The organism is Idiomarina sp. 29L (assembly GCF_004123135.1).
Taxonomy (GTDB): Bacteria; Pseudomonadota; Gammaproteobacteria; order Enterobacterales; family Alteromonadaceae; genus Idiomarina.
In genome coordinates this window covers 72,728-92,835 of record NZ_SDJS01000002.1, presented here as the reverse complement: position 1 = coordinate 92,835, position 20,108 = coordinate 72,728, and the positions used below count along the sequence as shown (strand labels likewise).

General features: G+C 45.5%; 21 protein-coding genes. 17 read left to right on the top strand and 4 right to left on the bottom strand.

From position 1 onward, the window contains the following. Nucleotides 1–24 precede the first annotated feature (24 nt). Entirely contained in the window at nt 25–918 is an 894-nt protein-coding gene (locus tag EST55_RS04225; RefSeq protein ID WP_232709827.1) for a mechanosensitive ion channel domain-containing protein, read from the bottom strand. A gap of 103 nt (nt 919–1,021) precedes the next feature. Between EST55_RS04225 and EST55_RS04220 the strand changes: the two genes are divergently transcribed. Then, nucleotides 1,022–2,614, top strand: coding sequence for an ABC-F family ATPase (locus tag EST55_RS04220; RefSeq protein ID WP_129496599.1), 1,593 nt, complete (start codon nt 1,022–1,024; stop codon nt 2,612–2,614). Here EST55_RS04220 and EST55_RS04215 read toward each other — a convergent pair. Then, nucleotides 2,611–3,270: a DUF1707 domain-containing protein gene (locus EST55_RS04215; RefSeq protein ID WP_100690653.1), complete on the bottom strand. Its 660-nt coding sequence runs from the start codon at nt 3,268–3,270 to the stop codon at nt 2,611–2,613. The two genes, EST55_RS04220 and EST55_RS04215, sit on opposite strands and share 4 nt — an antisense overlap. A 194-nt stretch (nt 3,271–3,464) precedes the next feature. Here EST55_RS04215 and EST55_RS04210 point away from each other — a divergent pair, with 194 nt between their 5' ends. From EST55_RS04210 to EST55_RS04200, 3 genes are all read left to right on the top strand, one after another. Continuing rightward, entirely contained in the window at nt 3,465–4,676 is a 1,212-nt protein-coding gene (locus EST55_RS04210) for a Xaa-Pro peptidase family protein (RefSeq protein ID WP_129496598.1), read from the top strand. A gap of 287 nt (nt 4,677–4,963) precedes the next feature. Beyond that, nucleotides 4,964–5,287: a GreA/GreB family elongation factor gene (locus EST55_RS04205; protein ID WP_232709826.1), complete on the top strand. Its 324-nt coding sequence runs from the start codon at nt 4,964–4,966 to the stop codon at nt 5,285–5,287. A gap of 227 nt (nt 5,288–5,514) precedes the next feature. Continuing rightward, on the top strand, nt 5,515–5,889 hold the full coding sequence (locus tag EST55_RS04200) for a GreA/GreB family elongation factor (protein ID WP_129496597.1): 375 nt from the start codon (nt 5,515–5,517) through the stop codon (nt 5,887–5,889). A gap of 499 nt (nt 5,890–6,388) precedes the next feature. Here EST55_RS04200 and EST55_RS04195 read toward each other — a convergent pair whose 3' ends face one another. After that, nucleotides 6,389–6,589 carry a hypothetical protein gene (locus EST55_RS04195; protein WP_006956255.1) on the bottom strand — a complete coding sequence of 67 codons (201 nt, stop codon included), beginning with the start codon at nt 6,587–6,589 and terminating at the stop codon, nt 6,389–6,391. Nucleotides 6,590–6,664: 75 nt separating this feature from the next. Between EST55_RS04195 and EST55_RS04190 the strand changes: the two genes are divergently transcribed. The 9 genes from EST55_RS04190 (at nt 6,665) to EST55_RS04150 (ending at nt 13,303) form a co-directional block, all read left to right on the top strand. Continuing rightward, the gene (locus tag EST55_RS04190) at nt 6,665–7,009 is read left to right on the top strand and encodes a hypothetical protein (RefSeq protein WP_011234488.1); all 345 of its coding nucleotides are present in this window, start codon (nt 6,665–6,667) and stop codon (nt 7,007–7,009) included. 66 nt (nt 7,010–7,075) lie between these two features. Beyond that, nucleotides 7,076–7,567, top strand: a complete 492-nt coding sequence (locus tag EST55_RS04185; protein ID WP_100690648.1) for a DUF411 domain-containing protein — start codon at nt 7,076–7,078, stop codon at nt 7,565–7,567. Between the two features lie 2 nt (nt 7,568–7,569). After that, entirely contained in the window at nt 7,570–7,788 is a 219-nt protein-coding gene (tatA, locus tag EST55_RS04180) for a twin-arginine translocase TatA/TatE family subunit (RefSeq protein ID WP_053954069.1), read from the top strand. Beyond that, the gene (locus EST55_RS04175) at nt 7,778–9,541 is read left to right on the top strand and encodes a copper resistance system multicopper oxidase (RefSeq protein ID WP_129496596.1); all 1,764 of its coding nucleotides are present in this window, start codon (nt 7,778–7,780) and stop codon (nt 9,539–9,541) included. The genes tatA and EST55_RS04175 overlap by 11 nt, the downstream gene beginning before the upstream one ends. Nucleotides 9,542–9,552: 11 nt before the next feature. Next, entirely contained in the window at nt 9,553–10,296 is a 744-nt protein-coding gene (locus EST55_RS04170) for a copper resistance protein B (RefSeq protein WP_129496595.1), read from the top strand. Nucleotides 10,297–10,323: 27 nt separating this feature from the next. Continuing rightward, complete coding sequence (locus EST55_RS04165) at nt 10,324–10,674, top strand: copper resistance CopC family protein (RefSeq protein WP_006956248.1); 351 nt, start codon at nt 10,324–10,326, stop codon at nt 10,672–10,674. Then, on the top strand, nt 10,671–11,519 hold the full coding sequence (locus tag EST55_RS04160) for a CopD family protein (protein ID WP_232709825.1): 849 nt from the start codon (nt 10,671–10,673) through the stop codon (nt 11,517–11,519). The genes EST55_RS04165 and EST55_RS04160 overlap by 4 nt, the downstream gene beginning before the upstream one ends. A 17-nt stretch (nt 11,520–11,536) precedes the next feature. Beyond that, nucleotides 11,537–11,971, top strand: coding sequence for a nuclear transport factor 2 family protein (locus tag EST55_RS04155; RefSeq protein WP_008489764.1), 435 nt, complete (start codon nt 11,537–11,539; stop codon nt 11,969–11,971). 21 nt (nt 11,972–11,992) lie between these two features. Continuing rightward, nucleotides 11,993–13,303, top strand: a complete 1,311-nt coding sequence (locus EST55_RS04150; RefSeq protein ID WP_100690645.1) for an APC family permease — start codon at nt 11,993–11,995, stop codon at nt 13,301–13,303. 26 nt (nt 13,304–13,329) lie between these two features. On the opposite strand, the gene EST55_RS04145 is transcribed toward EST55_RS04150, so the two are convergent. After that, nucleotides 13,330–14,076: a MauE/DoxX family redox-associated membrane protein gene (locus EST55_RS04145; protein ID WP_100690644.1), complete on the bottom strand. Its 747-nt coding sequence runs from the start codon at nt 14,074–14,076 to the stop codon at nt 13,330–13,332. 387 nt (nt 14,077–14,463) lie between these two features. On the opposite strand from EST55_RS04145, the gene EST55_RS04140 reads away from it, so the two are divergent. The 4 genes from EST55_RS04140 (at nt 14,464) to EST55_RS04125 (ending at nt 20,100) form a co-directional block, all read left to right on the top strand. Beyond that, nucleotides 14,464–17,169 carry a TonB-dependent receptor gene (locus tag EST55_RS04140; protein ID WP_100690643.1) on the top strand — a complete coding sequence of 902 codons (2,706 nt, stop codon included), beginning with the start codon at nt 14,464–14,466 and terminating at the stop codon, nt 17,167–17,169. A gap of 66 nt (nt 17,170–17,235) precedes the next feature. Continuing rightward, nucleotides 17,236–17,967 carry a membrane protein gene (locus EST55_RS04135; RefSeq protein ID WP_006956236.1) on the top strand — a complete coding sequence of 244 codons (732 nt, stop codon included), beginning with the start codon at nt 17,236–17,238 and terminating at the stop codon, nt 17,965–17,967. Next, the gene (locus EST55_RS04130; protein WP_100690642.1) at nt 17,964–19,610 is read left to right on the top strand and encodes a PepSY domain-containing protein; all 1,647 of its coding nucleotides are present in this window, start codon (nt 17,964–17,966) and stop codon (nt 19,608–19,610) included. The genes EST55_RS04135 and EST55_RS04130 overlap by 4 nt, the downstream gene beginning before the upstream one ends. Nucleotides 19,611–19,815: 205 nt before the next feature. Continuing rightward, nucleotides 19,816–20,100, top strand: coding sequence for a hypothetical protein (locus EST55_RS04125; protein ID WP_240665243.1), 285 nt, complete (start codon nt 19,816–19,818; stop codon nt 20,098–20,100). Nucleotides 20,101–20,108: the final 8 nt, after the last annotated feature.

Here is a 20,108-nt window from a genome sequence, read left to right as displayed (position 1 = left end):
ACCTCATCTGAGGTGGCGTTTTTTTTATGCGTCCGATTGGGTCATTTTGATTTCCAACGGCTTTAACGTATCCAAATGCACGTCGCGTTGTGGGAAGGCAATAACAATGTCGTTTGTATTTAACAAACCATTAATCTTAAATCGCACATCAGACTGAATACGACGAATATCCATAGGCTGGTGGACGCTGGTCCAAAAATAGACGTTAAAGACCAGGGAGCTCTCTCCAAAGTCTTCAAAAATGACCTCAACAGGGTAGTCTTTGGATACTTGCTCGTGCTCGCTTGCCGCTTGCAGCAATAGTTCACGCACTTTTTCAACGGGCGACCCATAAGCGACACCGACTGTCACAACAGAACGAATATCTGCGGAAACCAGTGTCCAGTTAACAACGCGTTGCTCCAAAAAGTAACTATTAGGAACCAACACGTGGACACCGTCGTAACGACGAATACGCACGCACCGATTACCTATTTCTTCTACCCGACCGCGCTCTTTTTCCAACTCGACAATGTCACCAATGCGAATAGGGCGCTCAGCGATTAAAATCATGCCCGAAATGAGGTTGTTGAGCAGGTTTTGTGCGCCGAAACCCACACCAATGGCTAATGCACCGCCAAGCACGGCAAATATGGTAATTGGAATGCCTGCAACGGGAAGGGCAATAAGAACGATAAGGACATAGGCAAGAACGGAAAATAATTTGCGAAACGCAAAAACGGTATTCTGCGATGCATTGCCGGAGCTAAGTGCTCGCTTGACGAGTCGGGAACCAACCCAGCGAATAACAATAACACCAACAATGATAAGCGTTAGCGCAATGACTACCTGACTGAGGTGAATTTGAGCTTCTCCAGACTTCCAAAGCTCGGTATTCCAAATTTTACCAATATTGTTAGAAAGGTCTGTCCAGGACATTTGCATCATCAATTACCTATTTGTGAATCTTTCTTTGTAATTTACGGGAAAAACACGTACATTGCGCGCTCATTTTTACTCCCTCATCCTGGATATAGATTACGTGATTTCTGCTGCAAATATCACCATGCAATTTGGTGCGAAGCCTCTTTTTGAAAATATCTCTGTTAAATTCGGCAATGGCAACCGTTATGGCCTTATTGGCGCTAACGGCTGTGGTAAGTCGACCTTTATGCGTATTTTAAGCGGCGAACAAGAGCCATCCGCCGGCAACGTGTCGTTAGAGCCCAACACCCGCATTGGTAAGCTGCGTCAGGACCAGTTTGCCTATGAAGACTACAGCGTGGTTGATGCCGTTATTATGGGGCATGAAGAACTGTGGGCGGTGAAAGAAGAGCGTGACCGTATTTACAGCAGCGGTGAGATGAGTGAAGAAGACGGCATGCGAGTTGCCGACTTAGAAACTGAATTTGCTGAAATGGACGGTTACACAGCCGAGTCTCGCGCCGGAGAACTGCTGTTAGGCTTAGGTATACCGGTCGAGCAGCACTTTGGCTTGATGTCGGCACTGGCGCCGGGTGTTAAAATTCGGGTGTTACTGGCGCAGGTGCTGTTTTCTGAGCCGGATATTATGCTGCTGGATGAGCCGACCAACAACCTGGACATTAACACCATTCGTTGGTTAGAAGAGGTGCTGGCGGAAAAGCAAAGCACCATGATCATTATCTCGCACGACCGTCACTTTCTGAACACGGTTTGTACGCACATGGCCGATATTGATTACGGCGAGCTACGTGTGTATCCGGGCAACTATGATGAATACATGTTTGCCGCCACTCAGGCGCGTGAACAGCTGATGAACGACAACGCCAAGAAGAAAGAGAAGATTGCGGAGCTGCAGAGCTTTGTGAGCCGCTTCTCGGCGAATGCCTCGAAGGCCAAGCAGGCGACCTCGCGTCAGCGCCAAATGGAAAAGATTCAGCTGGAAGAAGTGAAAGCATCAAGCCGAGTGAATCCGTATATTCGCTTTACCCAAGAGAAGAAGCTGTACCGGCTGGCGCTTGAAACCGAGAATGTGCGTAAAAGCTTTGACGAGCAGGCGGTATTGAAAGGCTTGAGTACCTCGGTAGAAGTGGGCGAAAAAGTCGCCATTATTGGTGCCAATGGTATTGGTAAAACGACTTTACTGAAGTGTCTGATGGGCGACTACACGCCGGAATCCGGCAGTATCAAATGGTCAGAAAATGCCAACATTGGTTATTACGCTCAGGATCACGCTCACCTGTTCAAACAGGAAATGACGGTGTACGAGTGGATGTATCAGTGGAAGCAACCGAGTGATGACGAGCAGTCGATACGCGGCGTGTTGGGACGTATGCTATTTTCTGCGGATGATATTCAAAAGCCAGTATCTATTTTGTCCGGTGGTGAGAAAGGCCGCATGATATTTGGCAAACTCATTTTGCAAAAGCCTAATATTCTGGTGATGGACGAACCAACGAACCATTTGGATATGGAATCTATTGAGTCTCTGAACCTGGCGCTGGAGCAGTTCGAGGGCACTTTGCTATTTGTCAGTCATGACCGCGAATTTGTGTCGTCATTGGCGACCCGTATTATTGAAATTACCGACAAAGGCTTACGTGACTTTGCCGGTAGTTACGACGAGTATTTGGCACAGCTGGCTGCTGCTTAGTAAAAGTTCTTTGAGTTAAAGGTTTCTTTCAGGCTGTTTGCAAAAGCCACGAACTTCTCTTTAATGGTGCGTTTGACTTTTACCTCAACCGAACCGAGCACGTGAAAGCCTTCAATTCGAATATGGGGAACTTGCTTCAGGTTTCCCATGGATGGGGCTTTGTTTTCAGTGGAACCAAGAATATTAAATACGTTGGTGCTTATCATGATTTCTTCAGGTACGTAAATTTCGAGACTTGAAAGCATCCCGACCACTTTGATCGTGACATCGGGGTGTTGGAATACGGCATCCGTAAAGTCGAGTTCGACAGAGCCCAGAAAATCATACACCGTTATTTCACGCGGAACGGTCCACACACCTGTTCGCTCATTGGATGACAAAATAGAGACGACATTTTCCGTTGGTTGGGCGCGTCCTTCACCATAGTGTGGCGAGAATTTTTGTTCTTTCATGCTGTCGTACGACGTGTCAGGCTTCAGCTCAAGGTCATCTACTAGTGCAGCAAGTTGACTATGTTCTGTTGCATCCATAGCCGCATCGAGACGGCGCTCAAACGCTTCTGAGGAAAGCTCCCCGTGACCGTAGTTCATGACCAGTTGGTCAATAGTTTCCTCACGAACCTTGTCTAAAGGTCGATCTTCGAATTTTATACTCATAATGCGTCCTTATTGTTCTTGTCTTTTTATTATGAGTCATAATGCAAGAGTTAAGCCAAAAAACAAAACCCATATAAATCAGTGTTTTAAAAATCAAAGCCTAAAGTTGACTATTATATTTCGCCATTATTTAGCAGAATCGGCCATCTATTTGAATCTTTTTGTTAGGACGAAATGACATTTTAGGAGGCAGAATGACCCACGGTGTAGGCATTACCGATGCAAAGACCGCCCTCGACGCATTAGAAGATATGACACTGAATGTTCAGCCCATTACATTAGAAGAGTATCAGGCGAGAGTCGACAAAGCCCAGACATTGATGCGAGCCAAAGGCATCGATGCGATGTATTTAAACGCGGGTACTAATTTAGAGTATTTTACCGGTTTGAAATGGTACCCAAGTGAACGTCTGGTAGGCGCAATTGTTCCTGTCGAAGGGCCGGTTACTTTAATTGCTCCTGCGTTTGAAATTGGGTCACTAACGCAAGCGATGAAACTGCCAATGAAGACCTTGCTGTGGGACGAACACGAATCACCCTACGACTATTTTATTGATTTTCTGAAAGAGAACGAATTGACCAGAGGTAAACTCGCGCTGGACGAGTCATCGTCTTATAGCATTGTTTCAAACCTTGAGGAGCGCTATCCGGCAGCGCAAATGTGCGACGCAAAAGTGATTACCGCTGAGTGTCGCATGCATAAGTCAAAAGCTGAACTTGCACTCATACAAACCGCGATGGATATGACCATGGCGGTGCATCGTGCGACCGGGGCAATGCTACAGGAAGGGGTAACGGCCTCAGAGGTGCGGGCGTTTATTGACGAGGCTCATCGCAAAGTGGGCGCAAGTGGCTCTTTCTTCTGTATTGTGTTGTTTGGTCAGGGCACCAGTTATCCGCATGGCGTCAGTCATGAGCAAAAATTGGAAAAAAATGACTGGGTATTAATTGATACCGGTTGTAAGTTACATGGCTACCATTCTGACATTACCCGCACGTACCCATTCGGTGAGGCTAACGCTGAACAAAAGACATTCTGGCAATATGAGCGACAGCTTCAGCAAGCGGCATTTGATGCCGCGCACAATGGAAGTACCTGCGAGTCGGTGGATGATGCCGTTCGAGAGGAACTCGCGAAGCTTGGCTTAAAAGCGGACTATCAGTTGCCGGGTGTACCTCATCGAACGGGTCACGGTATAGGCATGGACTTACATGAATGGCCTTATCTGGTGGGCGGTGATAAAACTGTATTGGCATCGGGAATGTGCTTTAGCAATGAGCCGATGGTCATTAAACCAGACGCTTTTGGCGTCCGTTTAGAAGACCACTTCTATATGACGGACGACGGCCCAGTGTGGTTTACCGAGCCGTCGCGTGCAATGGATGACCCGTTTAACCTTTTGTAAGCCTGGTTTTACCCGCTTGCTTTAAATTTTTAACGGGCTATGATGTTCTCAAGTTGTTTTGAGGACATTATGTTTAAGTATAACTATTCAATACAGAGTACTGCTCTCACCTTTCCAAATTAAGCCGAACGCAGCTCATGCGTTCGGCTGTTTCCCTATTGTTGTAATTCCACAGTTATTTATTCATTAGTTCGGTTGGAGATAAAGCCGTGCTTATGCGCATGTTTAGGCCCTGTAAGGGCTCGGTATGTTTAGGTAGTCCCATATTTCAAAATGCGGGACAAAGAATGTTAATGGACCCTATTGAGCTGAGTATATTGTTGGAACGGCTTGAATTTAGCCAAAAGAGTAGCTCACGGCTATTGGGGCGGGTAACAGTTGGCTCTTCTGTGACCATTAAAAACAGAGCGACTCGGGAAAAGGTGACGGTCACTTTGGTACCACCAGAGTTAGCAGATCCCGAAGAGAAGATGATTTCATTTATATCGCCATTAGGTTCTGCGTTGTTGGGGCTCAAATTAGGGGATGTTGCGGTGACTGAATTTGGCAGAAGAACCGACAAGTGGGACGTTATTTCTGTAAACCAAAGAAAAGTGATTACAGACCTTTAAACACTCACGCCTTAAGGAGGGTAGAGCCTTGGAGTAACTTAGTTGTGCAATAGTTTAAGTACTTTTTAGATATTGAACAGATAAGGTGAATCCAATGAGTAAAGAGAAAGAAAAGAAGAAACCTCAGATGACGTTAAAAGAGAAACGTAAACAAAAGAAGAAAAAGAAGCTTTCTGATGAGTAACTAGCAGGGGCTCTTCGGAGCCCCTTTTTAATGGAGAAGAAACATGGAAACAAAACCAAAAATAACGATATCGACTTTTGATTTGGCCGTCATTGAGCACAGCATGGAAGAAACGCGCTTGCCGCCGGAGTTTTTAGATGAACTGGAAGCTGAACTTGCTCGTGCTGAAGTGTTAGACCCCAAGGATATGCCGGAAAATGTGGCGAGTTTGAATAAGCAAGTCACTTTTAAGGTGTTAGAAACGGGTAAGGTATTCACTAAAACGCTGACAGCCCCCGATCAGGTCGACAAATATGAGGACAGCCTCTCAGTGTTTGCCCCATTAGGTGCTGCGCTCATTGGTTTGTCTGTTGGCCAGACAATTCAATGGAAGACTAACCGAGGGTTGCAGTCGGTTGAGATTATTCATGTGACTTAGTGTCGTAGCCTGATGCTATTGCATCAGGTGCGATGCTTAAAAATTCGTGAAGGTATTTCACACGAAGCAGTATAAAAGAATTATTTAAGCGTTATTTGAAACGAGTAGTCAGGACCTGACGTAATAACGTCAGGCTACTGAACTGTGTTACATCCGTTGCTCAGAAACGAAAAAGCCCCGCACTAAGTGCAGGGCTTTAGGAAGAAGTTGGTGCCGGAGGCGGAATCGGAGTGGCCTTGTAACTTGTTGTTTTATAGGGAATAAAAAGTGTTAATCTTCAATCGTGTTGCTTACCTTGTTACTAAATCTTCAGCTTTAGTTTTTTTGATTGAAAATTTTTCACAAATGAACCTTTTAACTTTTTGGCTATGCCCAATATTCGCTAACACGTTGAACATAGCTGAAGTGTCTGCAGCTTGTGAACGTATAGTGGCATATACATTCGTGCGCCTAATCAGAGATGAAAAGCTATGCTTGTCACTTTGGTTAAAGTGATTAGCTATTTATCAACATTTTTCCATGGGCCGAACGCTATAAAGTAAAGAAGAATGATATTTGCGATAGGGATAACAATCAGAAGACCCAATGGACCAGGGTAGCCAACTCGTTGGCAGATACGCCATGCGGGAACAATAAAAATAGCTCCCACAATCAGCATCCATAGAAAGCCCATACCTGCGAACATTTCGTGATTCATCATTATCTGCTCCTTATTTGACATGCGTTAAAATGACGTTAGACTGAAGTTTATTAAATTGCAAAAAGCAGGGTGCTCGTGCTAATTCGAATTCTGTTATTAATGACAGTGCTATTGGTGTCGATGTCGTTTTCGCAAACGGCAGAAGCTCACGCGTGTCATGATAACAGCCAAATGCAGCACAGCATGATGTACGAAGCCGACACAAACGATTGCGAGCATGAGACGCAAAAGCACAACTCGTGCTGTGCTGACATGACCATTCGGCATTGCTCCGGCGGCTCGGTTTTATTTGTCGGACAGTCTTCTTCGGTTAATGCCGCTGCAGTTAACCTCTCTGCCAAAGTCGATGCGCCCGTTGACACCTCCATTCGTGCTAAACACGCGTCTAATTTATTCCGTCCCCCAATAATTACCGCTTAATAAGTTACTAGAAATTTAACACACGCTCGGCGTGTTTCCTTAAAACTTATTAATCGGTGAATAATTATGTCTATCAAACGCAATATCGCTGTTTTGGCGATGCTGTTTTCCGTGTCTGTATCTGCAACCGATGTAGAAGAGCAGCAACTAACCGTTCTAAAAGATCCCAACTGCGGTTGCTGTGAAAAGTGGTTACAAGCTTTACCCGATAGCTTTAGTGTGTCCGTACAACATCCGAACAACCTGACCCAACGAAAACGTGACTCCGGTATTAGTGCCGAGGTCCAATCCTGTCATACCGCTATTTCTAGTAATGGCTATGTCTTTGAGGGGCACGTTCCTCCTACATTGGTTTCTCATTATTTAGCTGGGAAAAAGTCAGCCAATGGCATTGGATTAACTGTTCCTGGCATGCCGGTAGGGTCTGTTGGTATGGAAATGGGTACTCGGTTTCAACCGTATACGGTCTATGAAATCAAAGAGGACGGTTCAATTACACCTTATAAGCAGATAGCAAGTTTAGAGCAGCAGCAAGCACTCTCAAATGGAGGGCTTTAGCTATGGGATTTGGCGGCATGAGTATGGTTCAGTTAGGAGTTTTACTGGTTATTGTCATTCTTCTTTTTGGTAGTAAAAAGCTACGAACCCTGGGCTCCGATCTTGGTAGTGCGATTAAAGGGTTTAAATCATCGGTTTCTGATGAGCCGTCTGATAAGGAACAGGACGTTCAACGTTATCAAAATTTAACCTCAAAAGAGGAGCGTCATAATGAGCAATGAGTTTAACAAAGGGCGTCGAAAGTTTATTAAATCTGCATTCACTGTGGCGTCTGCTTTAGCAATCGCCAAAGTAGCCCCAACTTGGGCTGCTCCTCAGGGACGCAGTTTTAAAGATCAAATCCTGACAAACGATGAGATTGATCTGACCATTGCAAAGTCCCCACTGCTCGTGGGAAATAAAGTAGGAGCACCAATAACCATCAATGGCCAAATGCCGGGCCCTTTGATTCGTTTAAAAGAAGGGCAGCGAGCAAAGCTAAATGTGACTAACCGGTTGTCGGAAGACACGTCAATTCACTGGCACGGAATTATATTGCCGGAGAATATGGATGGCGTGCCTGGCGTATCTTTCGAAGGGATAAAGCCAGGACGAACGTTCAAATACCGCTACGATGTCGAGCAAAACGGAACTTATTGGTATCACAGCCATTCCGGTTTGCAGGAGCAATTGGGACACCTGGGGCCGTTAGTGATTGAACCGAAAGACGGAGACATTGGTGCTGATCGAGAACATACCATTATTCTCAGCGACTGGACATTCGAAGATCCGGATACCGTGTTTCGCAACTTGAAAGTTGCGGAGGGGTACTATAACTATCAAAAACGTACGATATTTGAGACCTTCGAGGACGTGCGACAGCAAGGGTTAGAGAAAACCTGGAAGCAACGAGAAATGTGGGGGCAAATGCGAATGAGCTCCCGTGATATTGCGGATGTGACGGGCAGTACTTATACCTACCTGATGAATGGCCGCGATTCACAGATGAACTGGTCAGCATTGTTTAAGCCTGGTGAAAAAGTACGCCTTCGTATCATTAACGGTTCGGCAATGAGTTTCTTCGACGTGAGAATCCCTGGGTTGGAGATGACGGTTGTGGCCGCTGACGGGCAGCCTGTGAAGCCAGTGCCAGTTGACGAGTTCCGCATCGGTGTGGCGGAAACCTACGATATAATTGTCCAGCCTAAGCAAAACAAGCCTTACACTATTTATGCTGAGAGCTTTGATCGAAGTGGTTATGTCAGAGGTACGTTAACGCCAGAAATTGGTCTTGAGGCTGAAGTGCCTGAACTACGGCAAGTTCCTGAGCGAGGCATGGCCGCTATGGGCATGGGAGCGATGGCGATGTCCGGTGATATGAAAGGCAATAGCATGAATATGAAGCATATGGGCGGCAATAACAGCCATATGACGCATAAAATGACACACAAAAAAGAGCTCCCGGTCGAAAACATTAAAATCAAACACCGTGAGTCCGGACATGGCGCCGGGGCGGCTATGATTGCTACAAACCCGGTAAGCCGTTTGCATGAACCCGGGATTGGATTGGAAGACGTTGATCATAAAGTCTTAGTGTATACCGACTTGGTCGGCGCGCATGAATGGCCGGATACGCGGGAGCCCGAACGACAGGTAGAGCTGCACTTAACGGGTAATATGGAGCGTTACATGTGGTCTTTCGACGGGAAGAAGTTTACCGAGGTGGATGGCCCGGTTCAGTTTCATCATGGAGAACGACTGAGGTTGGTGATGGTAAACGATACGATGATGGATCACCCCATACACTTACACGGTATGTGGATGGAACTTGAAAACGGACAGTACCCCCGTCCTCGTAAGCACACGATTAGCCTCAAACCCAGTGAAAAGGTGTCGTTATTGATAACGGCGGACGCGCCTGGAAGCTGGGCCTTCCACTGTCATCTGTTGTATCACATGAAAGCGGGTATGTTCCGTGTGGTCAATGTCGCATAAGGAGGACGATTATGTACGGTAAATCATTATTAATGAGTGCGGCGTTGTTGCCTAGTTTAGCAGTCGCCGGACATGCGAAAGAGGACTGGCCTGAACCCGTCAAAGAATATTACACCGGGCAAGTACTGTTCGATCGGTTGGAGTTAACGCGAACCAACGAGGAAGAGAACCTAGCCGTCTGGGACATGATGGCTTGGTATGGCGGTGACTATCACCGAGCTGTTTTCAAGAGTGAAGGGGAGAATGTTCAAGACGACGGTGAGCCCACTGACTTGGAAAGTGCCGAACTGCTGTATGGGTATCTGGTGTCTCCGTATTGGTCGTTTCAGGCCGGTATCGGTACGCGAGGCACCTTATCGTCGGATGCCTCGATGGAAAACTATGCGGTCTTAAGTTTTATGGGCTTGGCGCCGTACTGGTTTGAAATGGATAATTCTTTGATGATGAACGAAGAAGGCGATGTCCAATTTGTTAGCGAAACCGAGTACGAGTGGCAGTTAACACAAACCTCGTACTTACAACCTCGCATTGAGTTAACAGCCAACCTGACAGACTCAGACAAATATGAACGGCAAAGTGGCTTGAGCAACTTGCGTGTGGGGTTGCGTTATCGTCACGAAATCAGTCGTGAGTTTGCACCCTACATTGGTGTTTATTGGAACGGCGCGTTAGGCAACACGGCAGATGAAATGAAACGAATGGGTGAAGACACCACAGAAACAGGCGTGGTCCTTGGGGCCAGAGTTTGGTTTTAATTGATAATAAAACAAAGAGGAAACAACATGAAAAACGTACTTAAATTAGCCTTCGGTACCGCGTTATTTTTTAGTGCATGGGCCAGCGCTCACGTCGGGCTAACATCCAGTAGCCCGGAGGACGGTGCTACTTTGTCCGAGTCACCTACGGAAATTACGATGAATTTTTCCGGTGATGTTCGTCTGGCTAAAATTATGCTGCACTCAGATGACGGTAAAATGCATCCGCTGGACTTTTCGATGAGCATGACTCCCAAAGCAGCGTACGAAATTGCTGTTAAAAACAATTTGGCGTCAGGTGGTTATACGGTTTATTGGACGGCAATGGGTGGGGACAGTCATAAAATATCGGGTGATTTTAGCTTTGAGGTGAAATGATGACCCTTTGGAGTGTGGCCAGCGTTTTAACGTTGGCCTTTATATTCTGGCTTAACGCGGTGATGACCGCCTCGCCTTATATCGTTTATTTGTCCGGTTTAAAAAAGCAGTCTGAACGAAAGAATAGCCTTGTTGCGTTGCTTCTATTACTGGCAAGCCTTCTGTATTTTTTTCTGAAAGTCGGTAGTTTTGCTGCTGAAGGCTTTGCCGGAATGATTGACACGACCTACATGCAGTTTATATGGACCGGCCCTGTTGGGTTGTTCATCCAACTTCAGATAGCGGTTGCTATTGCTTGGATTGTTTACTCCGTTGTTAAGCTAAAACGTATAAAGTGGGTGCTATATGTTGCCGCCATTGGACTCATGGGATGGAGCTTTTTAAGTATTGGTCACGGCAGTGACGCCGTCTGGTGGGGAAAGCTAGCGCTTTTAACACACTTGTTAGTCGCTTGGGTTTGGTTCGGCAGTCTTAACTCATTGCGAAAGCTGGCAACGTCGGTACCGCTTGCTAAAGCGAAAGCCATTATGGAGCGTTTTGGTGTGCATATGTCTGCAGCGGTTCCAATACTCCTTATTGCGGGCTTGGTTATGTATCGTAGTGCAACAGGGCGATGGATGCCAGAGCTGCCGCTTACGTCGTATGACACGGTACTACTAGCGAAACTTGTGTTTGTGGCGCTGATTCTCCTTGTTGCCGCATTGCATAAATTAAAGTTCGTACCGCAATTAAATGATAACGCGGCCGCCAAGCGACTCAAAAACTCCATAACGGCGGAAATGGTATTGGCTGTCACTATTTTTACCCTGGCCTTTGCGCTAAGCAGCGCGTTTTCCCCCGGTTAATGTAAGGAATAAGAAGAATGAAATTACTTGTGAGTGTTTTTATGGTTTCGGTAATGTTTATTTCAGCGCCCAGTAGCGCCGAAAAACTATCTGAGCCGACCGCTGTGCTTGATGCATTTCGAACTGCTTTAACTGAAGGTGACACGGAGGTCGTTAAAGACGTGCTTTCCGATGATGTGCTTATCTTTGAAGGTGGTGGCGTTGAACGGTCCCTGGCTGAATACAGTGCTCATCATCTTAAGTCAGATATCAAATTTAGCCAGGCGGTTCCTTCCAAGCTGATTGAAAGAACACGATATGAAGTGGCTAGCCTTGCTGTGATCACTTCTCGATATAGTATTTCCGGGGCGTACAACGGGCGTGAGATTGATTTAACGATGAATGAAACTGTAACCGTTTCACATACCCCGGAGTCTGGCTGGAAAATTATCCGGATTCACTGGTCCAACTAACGTCAACCACAGGAGCTGATTATGGCGGAACACGATCACGAACACGGACATCAGGGTTATCAGAAAGGAAGCCTTAGTCTTTGGGGGGCGGTGTCGCTGGGGACTGGTGTCATGATTGGCGCTGGTATTTTTGCACTGACAGGACAAGTTGCTCAGCTAGCAAGAGAGTGGTTTGTACTGGCGTTTGTGTGCGGCGGTATCATTGCCGGTTTCAGCGCCTATTCGTATGTGAAACTGGCCAAAGCATACCCGTCAGCGGGGGGCATTGCGATGTTCCTCAGTAAAGCCTATGGGAAAGGAAGTGTGACGGCAATATTCGCACTCTTGATGTACTTTTCTATGGTGATTAATGAAAGTTTAGTCGCTCGGACATTTGCGTCCTATACCAGCCAATTAATTTCTTTTGAAGCGCAGTGGCTTGTCCCGTTGTTGGCGGTTGGATTGCTGGTCTTTGCGTTTTTTATCAATATTTTGAGTAATCAGTTTATTCAAACGTTCTCGTTTTTTATGGCCTTTGTTAAGGCTTTAGGATTGGTGATTTTAGCGGCTGGTGGTTTGTGGGCCTCAGGCATTCAGTTTGAATCGATATCGGCTATTCCAGAAGAAGCTACCGGCGGCGGTATTTTAGCGGGGATTGCTTTAAGCATACTTGCGTACAAAGGGTTTACAACAATAACCAATAGTGGCGGTGAAATTGTTGAGCCCAAGAAAAATGTCGGGCGTGCCATTATTATTTCGTTGATTATCTGCGCGTTAATATATGTTCTGGTCACTCTGGCGGTTGGCTCGAGCCTGTCCATAGATGAGATTGTGAAAGCGAAAGATTATGCGCTTGCTGAAGCTGCCAGACCCGTCTATGGCGAGACTGGACTTTGGGTGACGGTCGCTTTTGCAATTGTCGCAACGGTATCCGGTGTGATCGCGAGCGCGTTTGCCGTCTCGAGAATGTTGGCTATGTTGACCAATATGAAACTTGTGCCACACAGTCATTTTGGGATGCCAGGTTCCATTCAGAAGCACACACTGGTTTACACTATCGTGATGGCTATGGTCTTAGCTGCTTTTTTCGATTTGAACCGAATCGCTTCGCTTGGTGCTATTTTTTATATCGTTATGGACATTGCGATCCACTGGGGGGTATTGAGACATCTTAGACAAAAAGTGAATGCCAATATTTACATACTTGTCAGCGCAATCACGCTAGATGTCATCGTTTTAGCCGCTTTTATATGGGTGAAATGGACAAGCGATCCGCTGGTTATTTGGGCGTCTCTTATCGGTATGGCATTGATTGCCGCTGGTGAGATTTTGTTTTTACGTAAAAAGCGTTAAGAAAAAGAGCGCATAGCGCTCCTTTTCTAGTTCATTGTAAAAAACATCCAGATAGCCATAGCGACCATCATGAGGTTTTCAGTGAGCGAAATGAAGCCTAACGGCACATTACTTGAGCCACCGACACAGGCACATTTTAGCTCACGTTTGTCGACATAAACGGCTTTAAAAACGGAGACAGAACCCACGATGCCTATGAATAACGCAATAGGGATGGAAATGACATGAGCAAATTCCGCTGCCATTAACAGACCCGCCAAGCCTTCGGCGTAGGGGTAAACACGGCCATAAGGCACCCATTTTTTGGCGAGAAGATCGTAGTTGAGAAACATGGTAGAGAATTTCTCTACGTCCTGGAGTTTGAGCAAGGCCAGAACCACCATCGAGAAACTGATGAACCACTCGATGGTTTGTCCGGTAAATGCGCGACCAAAAGACAACCACGACGTGGCTACGGAGAGGAGCGCTGTCATAATAAATAATGCAATAACGGGTCGGTAACTGGTTGCGTCAGGGTCAGGAAGAGGTTTTCCAAGAAAGGCTCGAACCTCTTCGTACCCACCGATGCGTTCATCACCAATAAACACTTGTGGAGTGGTATCGACGTTGTGTTTTTCCTTGAATATGTCGGTTTCCTCGCGGCTTTCCAGTAGGTTGTCGTCCACATCGTAACCGTTGGCTTTAAGTAAGTGCCGGGTTTTTAAACCGAAAGGGCATTGGTGGTCAGGTGTCGACATTCTGTAAAGCGTGGCTTTTTTAGTTGATTGACTCATAGCCAAGTTCCTTACGTAAAAGTTATGTATTCGTGTACGCATTATAGTCGGCAAAAGATTAAAAGCATCAATAATCAGAAAGGGTAAAAATTCATTAAAAATGAAAAATTATTTTCATTTTGAAAAAAGTGGACAACTTTTTTTATAGCTTTCCTAGTCATCTTGAAGAGCTTACTTTAAAAGATTATTGATACATGAGGATAACTCTAAGTTGAATATACAACTGCTATAGACTTTGCTATTAAAGGGTTTTTTATACAACTTTAATCGTTTTTAGCTTGACTAAAATTCTGAGGTTTCTATTCTGAGAGTTGTATAAACAACTTAGATGGCAGTACGAAGTCTAATCGGAAAGTAAAATAATTATAATCTAATCGAGGTGACAAAATGCAAAAGTTACTTAAGTCTGCTGTCGCTATAGGCGTATCTGCGGCACTTTTTAATACAACAACAGTCTGGGCACAGTCAGGATCTGATAATACTCAAGCCGAAGACGTTGAGAAAATCACGGTGACTGGTTCGCGAATTCAGCGAATAGAAGCAGAAAGTGCTGCTCCTGTTCAGGTTTTCACGGCGGAAGATATAGAAGTATCGGGAATGACCTCGGTAGAAATGATTTTACAGAGAATGTCAGCCTCTGCTGGTTTTGCTGGCAGCCAGAGTAATGCCTACTGGACAGGTAACGGCTATGGCACCGCTCAAGTTAATTTGCGTGGGCTGGGGATTAACCGAACACTTGTACTGCTGAATGGCCGTCGTGTTGTTAACGGCGGTACCGGCGCAAACAGCTCTGTTGACTTAAATATGATACCGGTTGAAATGATCCAGCGTATCGAGGTTCTTAAAGATGGCGCTTCAGCGATATACGGTGCGGATGCCGTTGCGGGCGTGGTGAATATTATCACCCGTAAAAGTTACGATGGCTTTACTATCGAAGGGCGCTTAGGCTCGACAGATGATGGTGAGGGTCAAGATCGCAAAGTTAATATGATATTTGGCGCCAGCAATGATAAAGGTCGCGTAATGGCGACATTAGGCTATCGTTCTTCAGACGAAGTTAATATGGCTGATCAAGCGGGTTGTGCTTTGGGTGAATTAACGCCAGGCCAACTGGATTGCTTTGGAAGCTCAAGTACCATTGGGGGTAGGGCAACCATATTGACGGGTCCAAATGCTGGTGATCGTATTAATTTCAGTCAAGATGCTGATGGTAACGGTGATTTTTATGAGCCCTACAGCGCTGAGGAACATAACTTTGCATTTTTTCCTTATTTAAATTCGGTTAACCCAATTACAAACTGGAATTTCTCTGCTTTCGGGGATTATCAACTGTCTTCGGATGCGGCGGTTTTTGCTGAAGTTTTATACAACAACCGAACCTCCGATCAATTAGCAACGCCGGGAACATTAAGAGGTATTGAGTTTGATGCCAGCCACCCAACAAACCCAACGGGCGAAACAATTCGACTTGAAGGTCGTCGCTTATTAGAAGGTGGACCAAGAACGTTCTTTCAAGATGTTAATACGTTCAGAACGGTCGTCGGCATGAATGGTGTTATTGGCTCAGGTTGGAACTGGGAAGTTGCTTATAACTATGGCCGTAATACAGCCATTGACGGTATGACCAATATCGTCAATATGCAGCGTCTATCTGCGGGCCTAGACCCTAATACATGCGGCTCCAATGGCATTCCCTGTATCGACTTGTTGGGTTATGGGGATCTGTCTCAAGAGGCATTGGATTACATCATGTTTCGCACGACTGATAATGGGGGGAATGAACAACGTTCATTGACCGCAAACATTTCAGGCGACTTATTTGAAATGCCTGCTGGATGGGTGCCAGTCGCTTTTGGTGTTGAACATCGTAAAGAGAAAGGTTGGCGAAACCCGGATTCATCAATTGTTGCTGGCATTATGAATACCAATCAGGCGGACCCGATAGAAGGGAGCTATACAGTTGATGAAGTTTACGCTGAAACTTCGTTACCTTTGCTGGCGGACTTACCACTGATTCAGTCGTTGAATTTAGATTTAGCGTATCGTTACAGTGATTATGACACCTTTGGTAGTGATGGAAATTATAAAGCGAGCGTTCACTGGCGTGTATCGGATGCTTTGAAAGTGCGGGCGACTCAGTCAACTGCTTTTCGTATTCCAAACATACCTGAACTCTTCGGTGGTGTTGCTGAAGGAAATCTGACAACAACGGACCCGTGTGACGGATGGGATCAAGCCGGCGCTAACCCAACTGTGGCGGCAAACTGTCAAGCAGACGGCGTTCCTGCAGGGTATGAACAATTTGGTGCAACAGTGCTTACCACTGTTGGTGGGAACCCAGATTTAAAACCGGAAGACGCAGATACTTTCACTGCTGGTTTCGTATGGGATATCGGCTCGGCGGACAATTTACAATTGACGGTTGATTACTACGATATTGATATTGAGAATGCTATCCAAAGAATTCCCGGTTCAACGAAGCTGTCTGTCTGCTATAACTCAGAAAATCTATCGCACCCATTTTGCAGTCCGGAGCATTTCACCAGAGATTCTTTAACTGGCGATATTGACTTTTTGTCTGCTCAACCCACCAATGCAGCAACTGAAAATGTGTCGGGTATTGATACGGCTTTGTTTTATAACACCGAGCTGCTGGGTTGGAAAAGTGACTTCAGTTGGAATGTCAGTTACTTAAATGAGTATACATTTGCGCCTTTTGTTGGTGCGAATGAAATTGAATATGCCGGGTACATTACTGGTGGCAGAGGAAGCTATACGCACTGGCGTTCAAATGCTTCGGGAACCTTTATGAAGCAGGACTGGCGTGTACATTACTCCGTCCAGTACATTGGACCTGCCGATGACATTAATGCTGCTCCGGGAGATATTGGAGCCCGAGCACCCAGTGTTTTCTATCATAACGTGCAGGGAACTTATTTCGTAAATTCAAAACTGAGCGTGACTGGCGGTGTTAATAACCTTTTTGACAAAGAACCGCCTTATATTCAAAGTTGGACGGACGCCAATACTGACACTATGACATATGACTTGTTAGGCCGTCAGTTATATCTGAAGGTACGTTACAGCTTTTAAAGACTAGACTGGCTGTCGCTTTTCCCTGGGAGCGGCAGCTTTTTTTTATTAAATTTGAGGTAGGGTATGACTCAAAAGAAACGCTCCAGTAGCTGGCGAGTTTGGCATCGTTGGCTATCTTTGATTTTTGGCCTGCAAATGGTTATTTGGACAATCAGTGGCGCTTACATGGTGTTCTTCGATTTGGATTATATTCATGGTGATCACTTAGTTCAGGATATAAGCCAGCCAATACCGAAAGGTGTTGAAATATCAAGCTTAAATGACCTGTTGAGCCGCTATCCAGAAACACGAAAAACGTCGTTAAAAAGCGTATGGCTGAATCAGAAGTTACAGCCGGTGTATAAAATAGAGAGTAACGAGGGAGCGTTTTTAGTTAATGCGGAGTCGCTGCAGCGTATTGATATAACCGAACAACACATTAAAGAGTTAGCGAATCAATATTACACGAAGGATCCCGACGCTATTGAATCGGTCGTTTACATGACTGATAACCCACCAACAGAAGTGAGTGGTGCTTTGTTACCGATTTGGCAGGTAAATTATGACGATTTCGGTAATACCAGTCTGTATTTATCTGAAACGACCGGGGAGCTTTTGGTAAAGCGACATACGTTTTGGCGGGGGTTTGATATCGCCTGGATGTTACACATAATGGACTACGACGAGCGTGTGGATATCGAGACCTGGTGGTTAAAGGGCTTTATTATCGGTACGTTTATTTTAATGATAACGGGCACTGTCCTGCTTTTTTATACGATTACGTTTAAGAGAAAATCGACTGGGGGTGCTCAATGATAAGGTTTATGCAATGGCTTCATCGTTGGGTGAGTTTGGTTTTAGTGATTCAAGTCGCTTTGTGGCTAGTGAGTGGGTTATTTTTTAGCTTAACCGGACATCACGGAATGTCAGGCCACCAATATATGGTCTCAAAAAACTCTGAACCCCCACTTAAAAAAATAGCGCCTCAAATCGATGTTACTGAAATGCATCAACGATTCCCCTTAGCTCACTCCATTGAACTGGTCAGTGTTGCCGGGGTAGGTCAGTATCAGGTGTCTCTGCCAGATGGACGTTTGCTTTACTTCAACGCAGATACCGGTGAACGGTGGTCTACGGACCAAGCTTTGGCGACTCAGCTAGCGCTGAATAGCTACAATGGACCGGGCCAGGTTGAAAGGGTTGAAAGAGTCAAGGGAAGCGATGAAGTGAATGGCTGGAATGCCTCAGGATTCCGCATTGATATCGAGGATGATCTTAATACCCGAATATATATCGATGAAGCGTCATCCCGGGTTGTGGAACATCGTAATACGCCATGGACAATCGCTGACTGGGCGTTTCGTCTGCACTTTATGGATTACACGGGCGGTCGAAGTTTTAATCATCTATTGATATGGAGTGCTGGATTATTCGCTCTTTGGTTTTCATTATCCGGTTTAATTCTCTTAGGCCGAAATATTACTAACGGTGACTTTAATCCAAAACGTAAGAAAACGTGGTTAGAATATTTTCAGCAGAAAGGGCAACCAATTGCGAGTAATTGTGGCGGAGGCGGTACCTGTGGGTTATGTAAAGTGACACTGCAAGGCAGCAATATACCCAGCCCGAAAGCAGCTGATAAAGCGTTATTGAGCGCCAACGAATTAGAAGCAGGAACGCGCCTATCTTGTCAACACAGAACGTCATCCAATTATGACGTTAAGCTGCATAATGCCGGAGTCGATGATATTGCTTTAACACTTGATTCAAAGCGGCAACTCACTCCATCCATTATGGAGCTTACTTTTGTAAGTTCAGATCCCGTTAGTTATGAAGCCGGGCAATTTATGCAGTTCCGTATTCCACATATAAACGAAATATTGTCACGGCATTACTCGGTTGCTACGCGGCCTCACCCGACTCAGTTTGTATTTAACATAAGGCAGCTGCCATCGCCAAGTGAAGGGATTCCCCCGGGTATCGGCTCAAACTACCTATGTAATCTGGAGGCTGGTGCGCGTGTCGATGCTGTAGGACCATTTGGTGACTTTCAGCTGACGAAACAAAATAGTCACACGCAAGTCTTTATTGGAGGCGGCGCAGGTGTTGCACCGTTAAGATCGTTAATACAAAGTGAATTAGCAGCAGATTCTCCTCGTCGTTGCATATTCTTTTACGGTGCTCGATATGAAAAGGAACTCTGTTATAGAAACGAGTTTGAAAGAGAAGAGCGGTTAACTTATATACCTGTTCTTTCTGAGAGCGCCAAGTCGGATGACTGGACTGGACCAACTGGCTTTGTGCACGAAACCGCAATGAAGTGGTTGGCCGGCAAAAACAAAGAAACATTAGATATTTACGTGTGTGGTCCTCCGCCGATGCTAGAAGCAACGTTAAAGTCTCTTGCTGACTTTGGTATTCCGCGAGAACGCATAAAGTTCGATGACTTTGGTATTTAGACTTTAAAATCGCCTAAGTTAGTCGTAAATCTGGGTGGTGATATAGTAGTCGTATCGCCACCTGGATTGACTACCTCGCAATGAGTACCTCTTTTAATTGATTGATCCTTATCAGCAAAAAGATATATACTTCAAGCATGTTTTTACAGCAGAACTTCTCATGTATCGTTTAATCATTGCTCTATTGCTATTAGCAGTAACAACAATGTCATTTTCACAAACTATCAGTACGGAAGAGGCCTGTATGCACGATTCTACTGAGCAGGTTTGTGATCTTGCTGATTGCGAAGTGTCGCACTCTCTTACCGATAATTGTTGCTCTGATTCAATGATGCGACATTGTTACAGTCCGTCAATTACTGTCGTTTATTCTGAGCAATCGACGGTTCCGCCTGTTGATAAGCTGCTTTTTAACGCAACCTCATTCTTAGATACGAATATTAAAGAAAAACACTCACTCTCGCTTTTCCGCCCCCCAATCCACTCTTAAAAATACGG

What these genes read in the sequence shown, in the direction of transcription:
- EST55_RS04145 (WP_100690644.1), bottom strand. Translation starts at nt 14,076, where the DNA reads ATGAGTCAATCAACTAAAAAAGCCACGCTTTACAGAATGTCGACACCT.
- EST55_RS04160 (WP_232709825.1), top strand. Translation starts at nt 10,671, where the DNA reads ATGATGACCCTTTGGAGTGTGGCCAGCGTTTTAACGTTGGCCTTTATA.
- EST55_RS04185 (WP_100690648.1), top strand. Translation starts at nt 7,076, where the DNA reads ATGTCTATCAAACGCAATATCGCTGTTTTGGCGATGCTGTTTTCCGTG.
- EST55_RS04135 (WP_006956236.1), top strand. Translation starts at nt 17,236, where the DNA reads ATGACTCAAAAGAAACGCTCCAGTAGCTGGCGAGTTTGGCATCGTTGG.
- EST55_RS04195 (WP_006956255.1), bottom strand. Translation starts at nt 6,589, where the DNA reads ATGATGAATCACGAAATGTTCGCAGGTATGGGCTTTCTATGGATGCTG.
- EST55_RS04175 (WP_129496596.1), top strand. Translation starts at nt 7,778, where the DNA reads ATGAGCAATGAGTTTAACAAAGGGCGTCGAAAGTTTATTAAATCTGCA.
- tatA (WP_053954069.1), top strand. Translation starts at nt 7,570, where the DNA reads ATGGGATTTGGCGGCATGAGTATGGTTCAGTTAGGAGTTTTACTGGTT.
- EST55_RS04200 (WP_129496597.1), top strand. Translation starts at nt 5,515, where the DNA reads ATGGAAACAAAACCAAAAATAACGATATCGACTTTTGATTTGGCCGTC.
- EST55_RS04155 (WP_008489764.1), top strand. Translation starts at nt 11,537, where the DNA reads ATGAAATTACTTGTGAGTGTTTTTATGGTTTCGGTAATGTTTATTTCA.
- EST55_RS04150 (WP_100690645.1), top strand. Translation starts at nt 11,993, where the DNA reads ATGGCGGAACACGATCACGAACACGGACATCAGGGTTATCAGAAAGGA.
- EST55_RS04225 (WP_232709827.1), bottom strand. Translation starts at nt 918, where the DNA reads ATGTCCTGGACAGACCTTTCTAACAATATTGGTAAAATTTGGAATACC.
- EST55_RS04205 (WP_232709826.1), top strand. Translation starts at nt 4,964, where the DNA reads ATGTTAATGGACCCTATTGAGCTGAGTATATTGTTGGAACGGCTTGAA.
- EST55_RS04215 (WP_100690653.1), bottom strand. Translation starts at nt 3,270, where the DNA reads ATGAGTATAAAATTCGAAGATCGACCTTTAGACAAGGTTCGTGAGGAA.
- EST55_RS04165 (WP_006956248.1), top strand. Translation starts at nt 10,324, where the DNA reads ATGAAAAACGTACTTAAATTAGCCTTCGGTACCGCGTTATTTTTTAGT.
- EST55_RS04140 (WP_100690643.1), top strand. Translation starts at nt 14,464, where the DNA reads ATGCAAAAGTTACTTAAGTCTGCTGTCGCTATAGGCGTATCTGCGGCA.
- EST55_RS04210 (WP_129496598.1), top strand. Translation starts at nt 3,465, where the DNA reads ATGACCCACGGTGTAGGCATTACCGATGCAAAGACCGCCCTCGACGCA.
- EST55_RS04170 (WP_129496595.1), top strand. Translation starts at nt 9,553, where the DNA reads ATGTACGGTAAATCATTATTAATGAGTGCGGCGTTGTTGCCTAGTTTA.
- EST55_RS04130 (WP_100690642.1), top strand. Translation starts at nt 17,964, where the DNA reads ATGATAAGGTTTATGCAATGGCTTCATCGTTGGGTGAGTTTGGTTTTA.
- EST55_RS04125 (WP_240665243.1), top strand. Translation starts at nt 19,816, where the DNA reads ATGTCATTTTCACAAACTATCAGTACGGAAGAGGCCTGTATGCACGAT.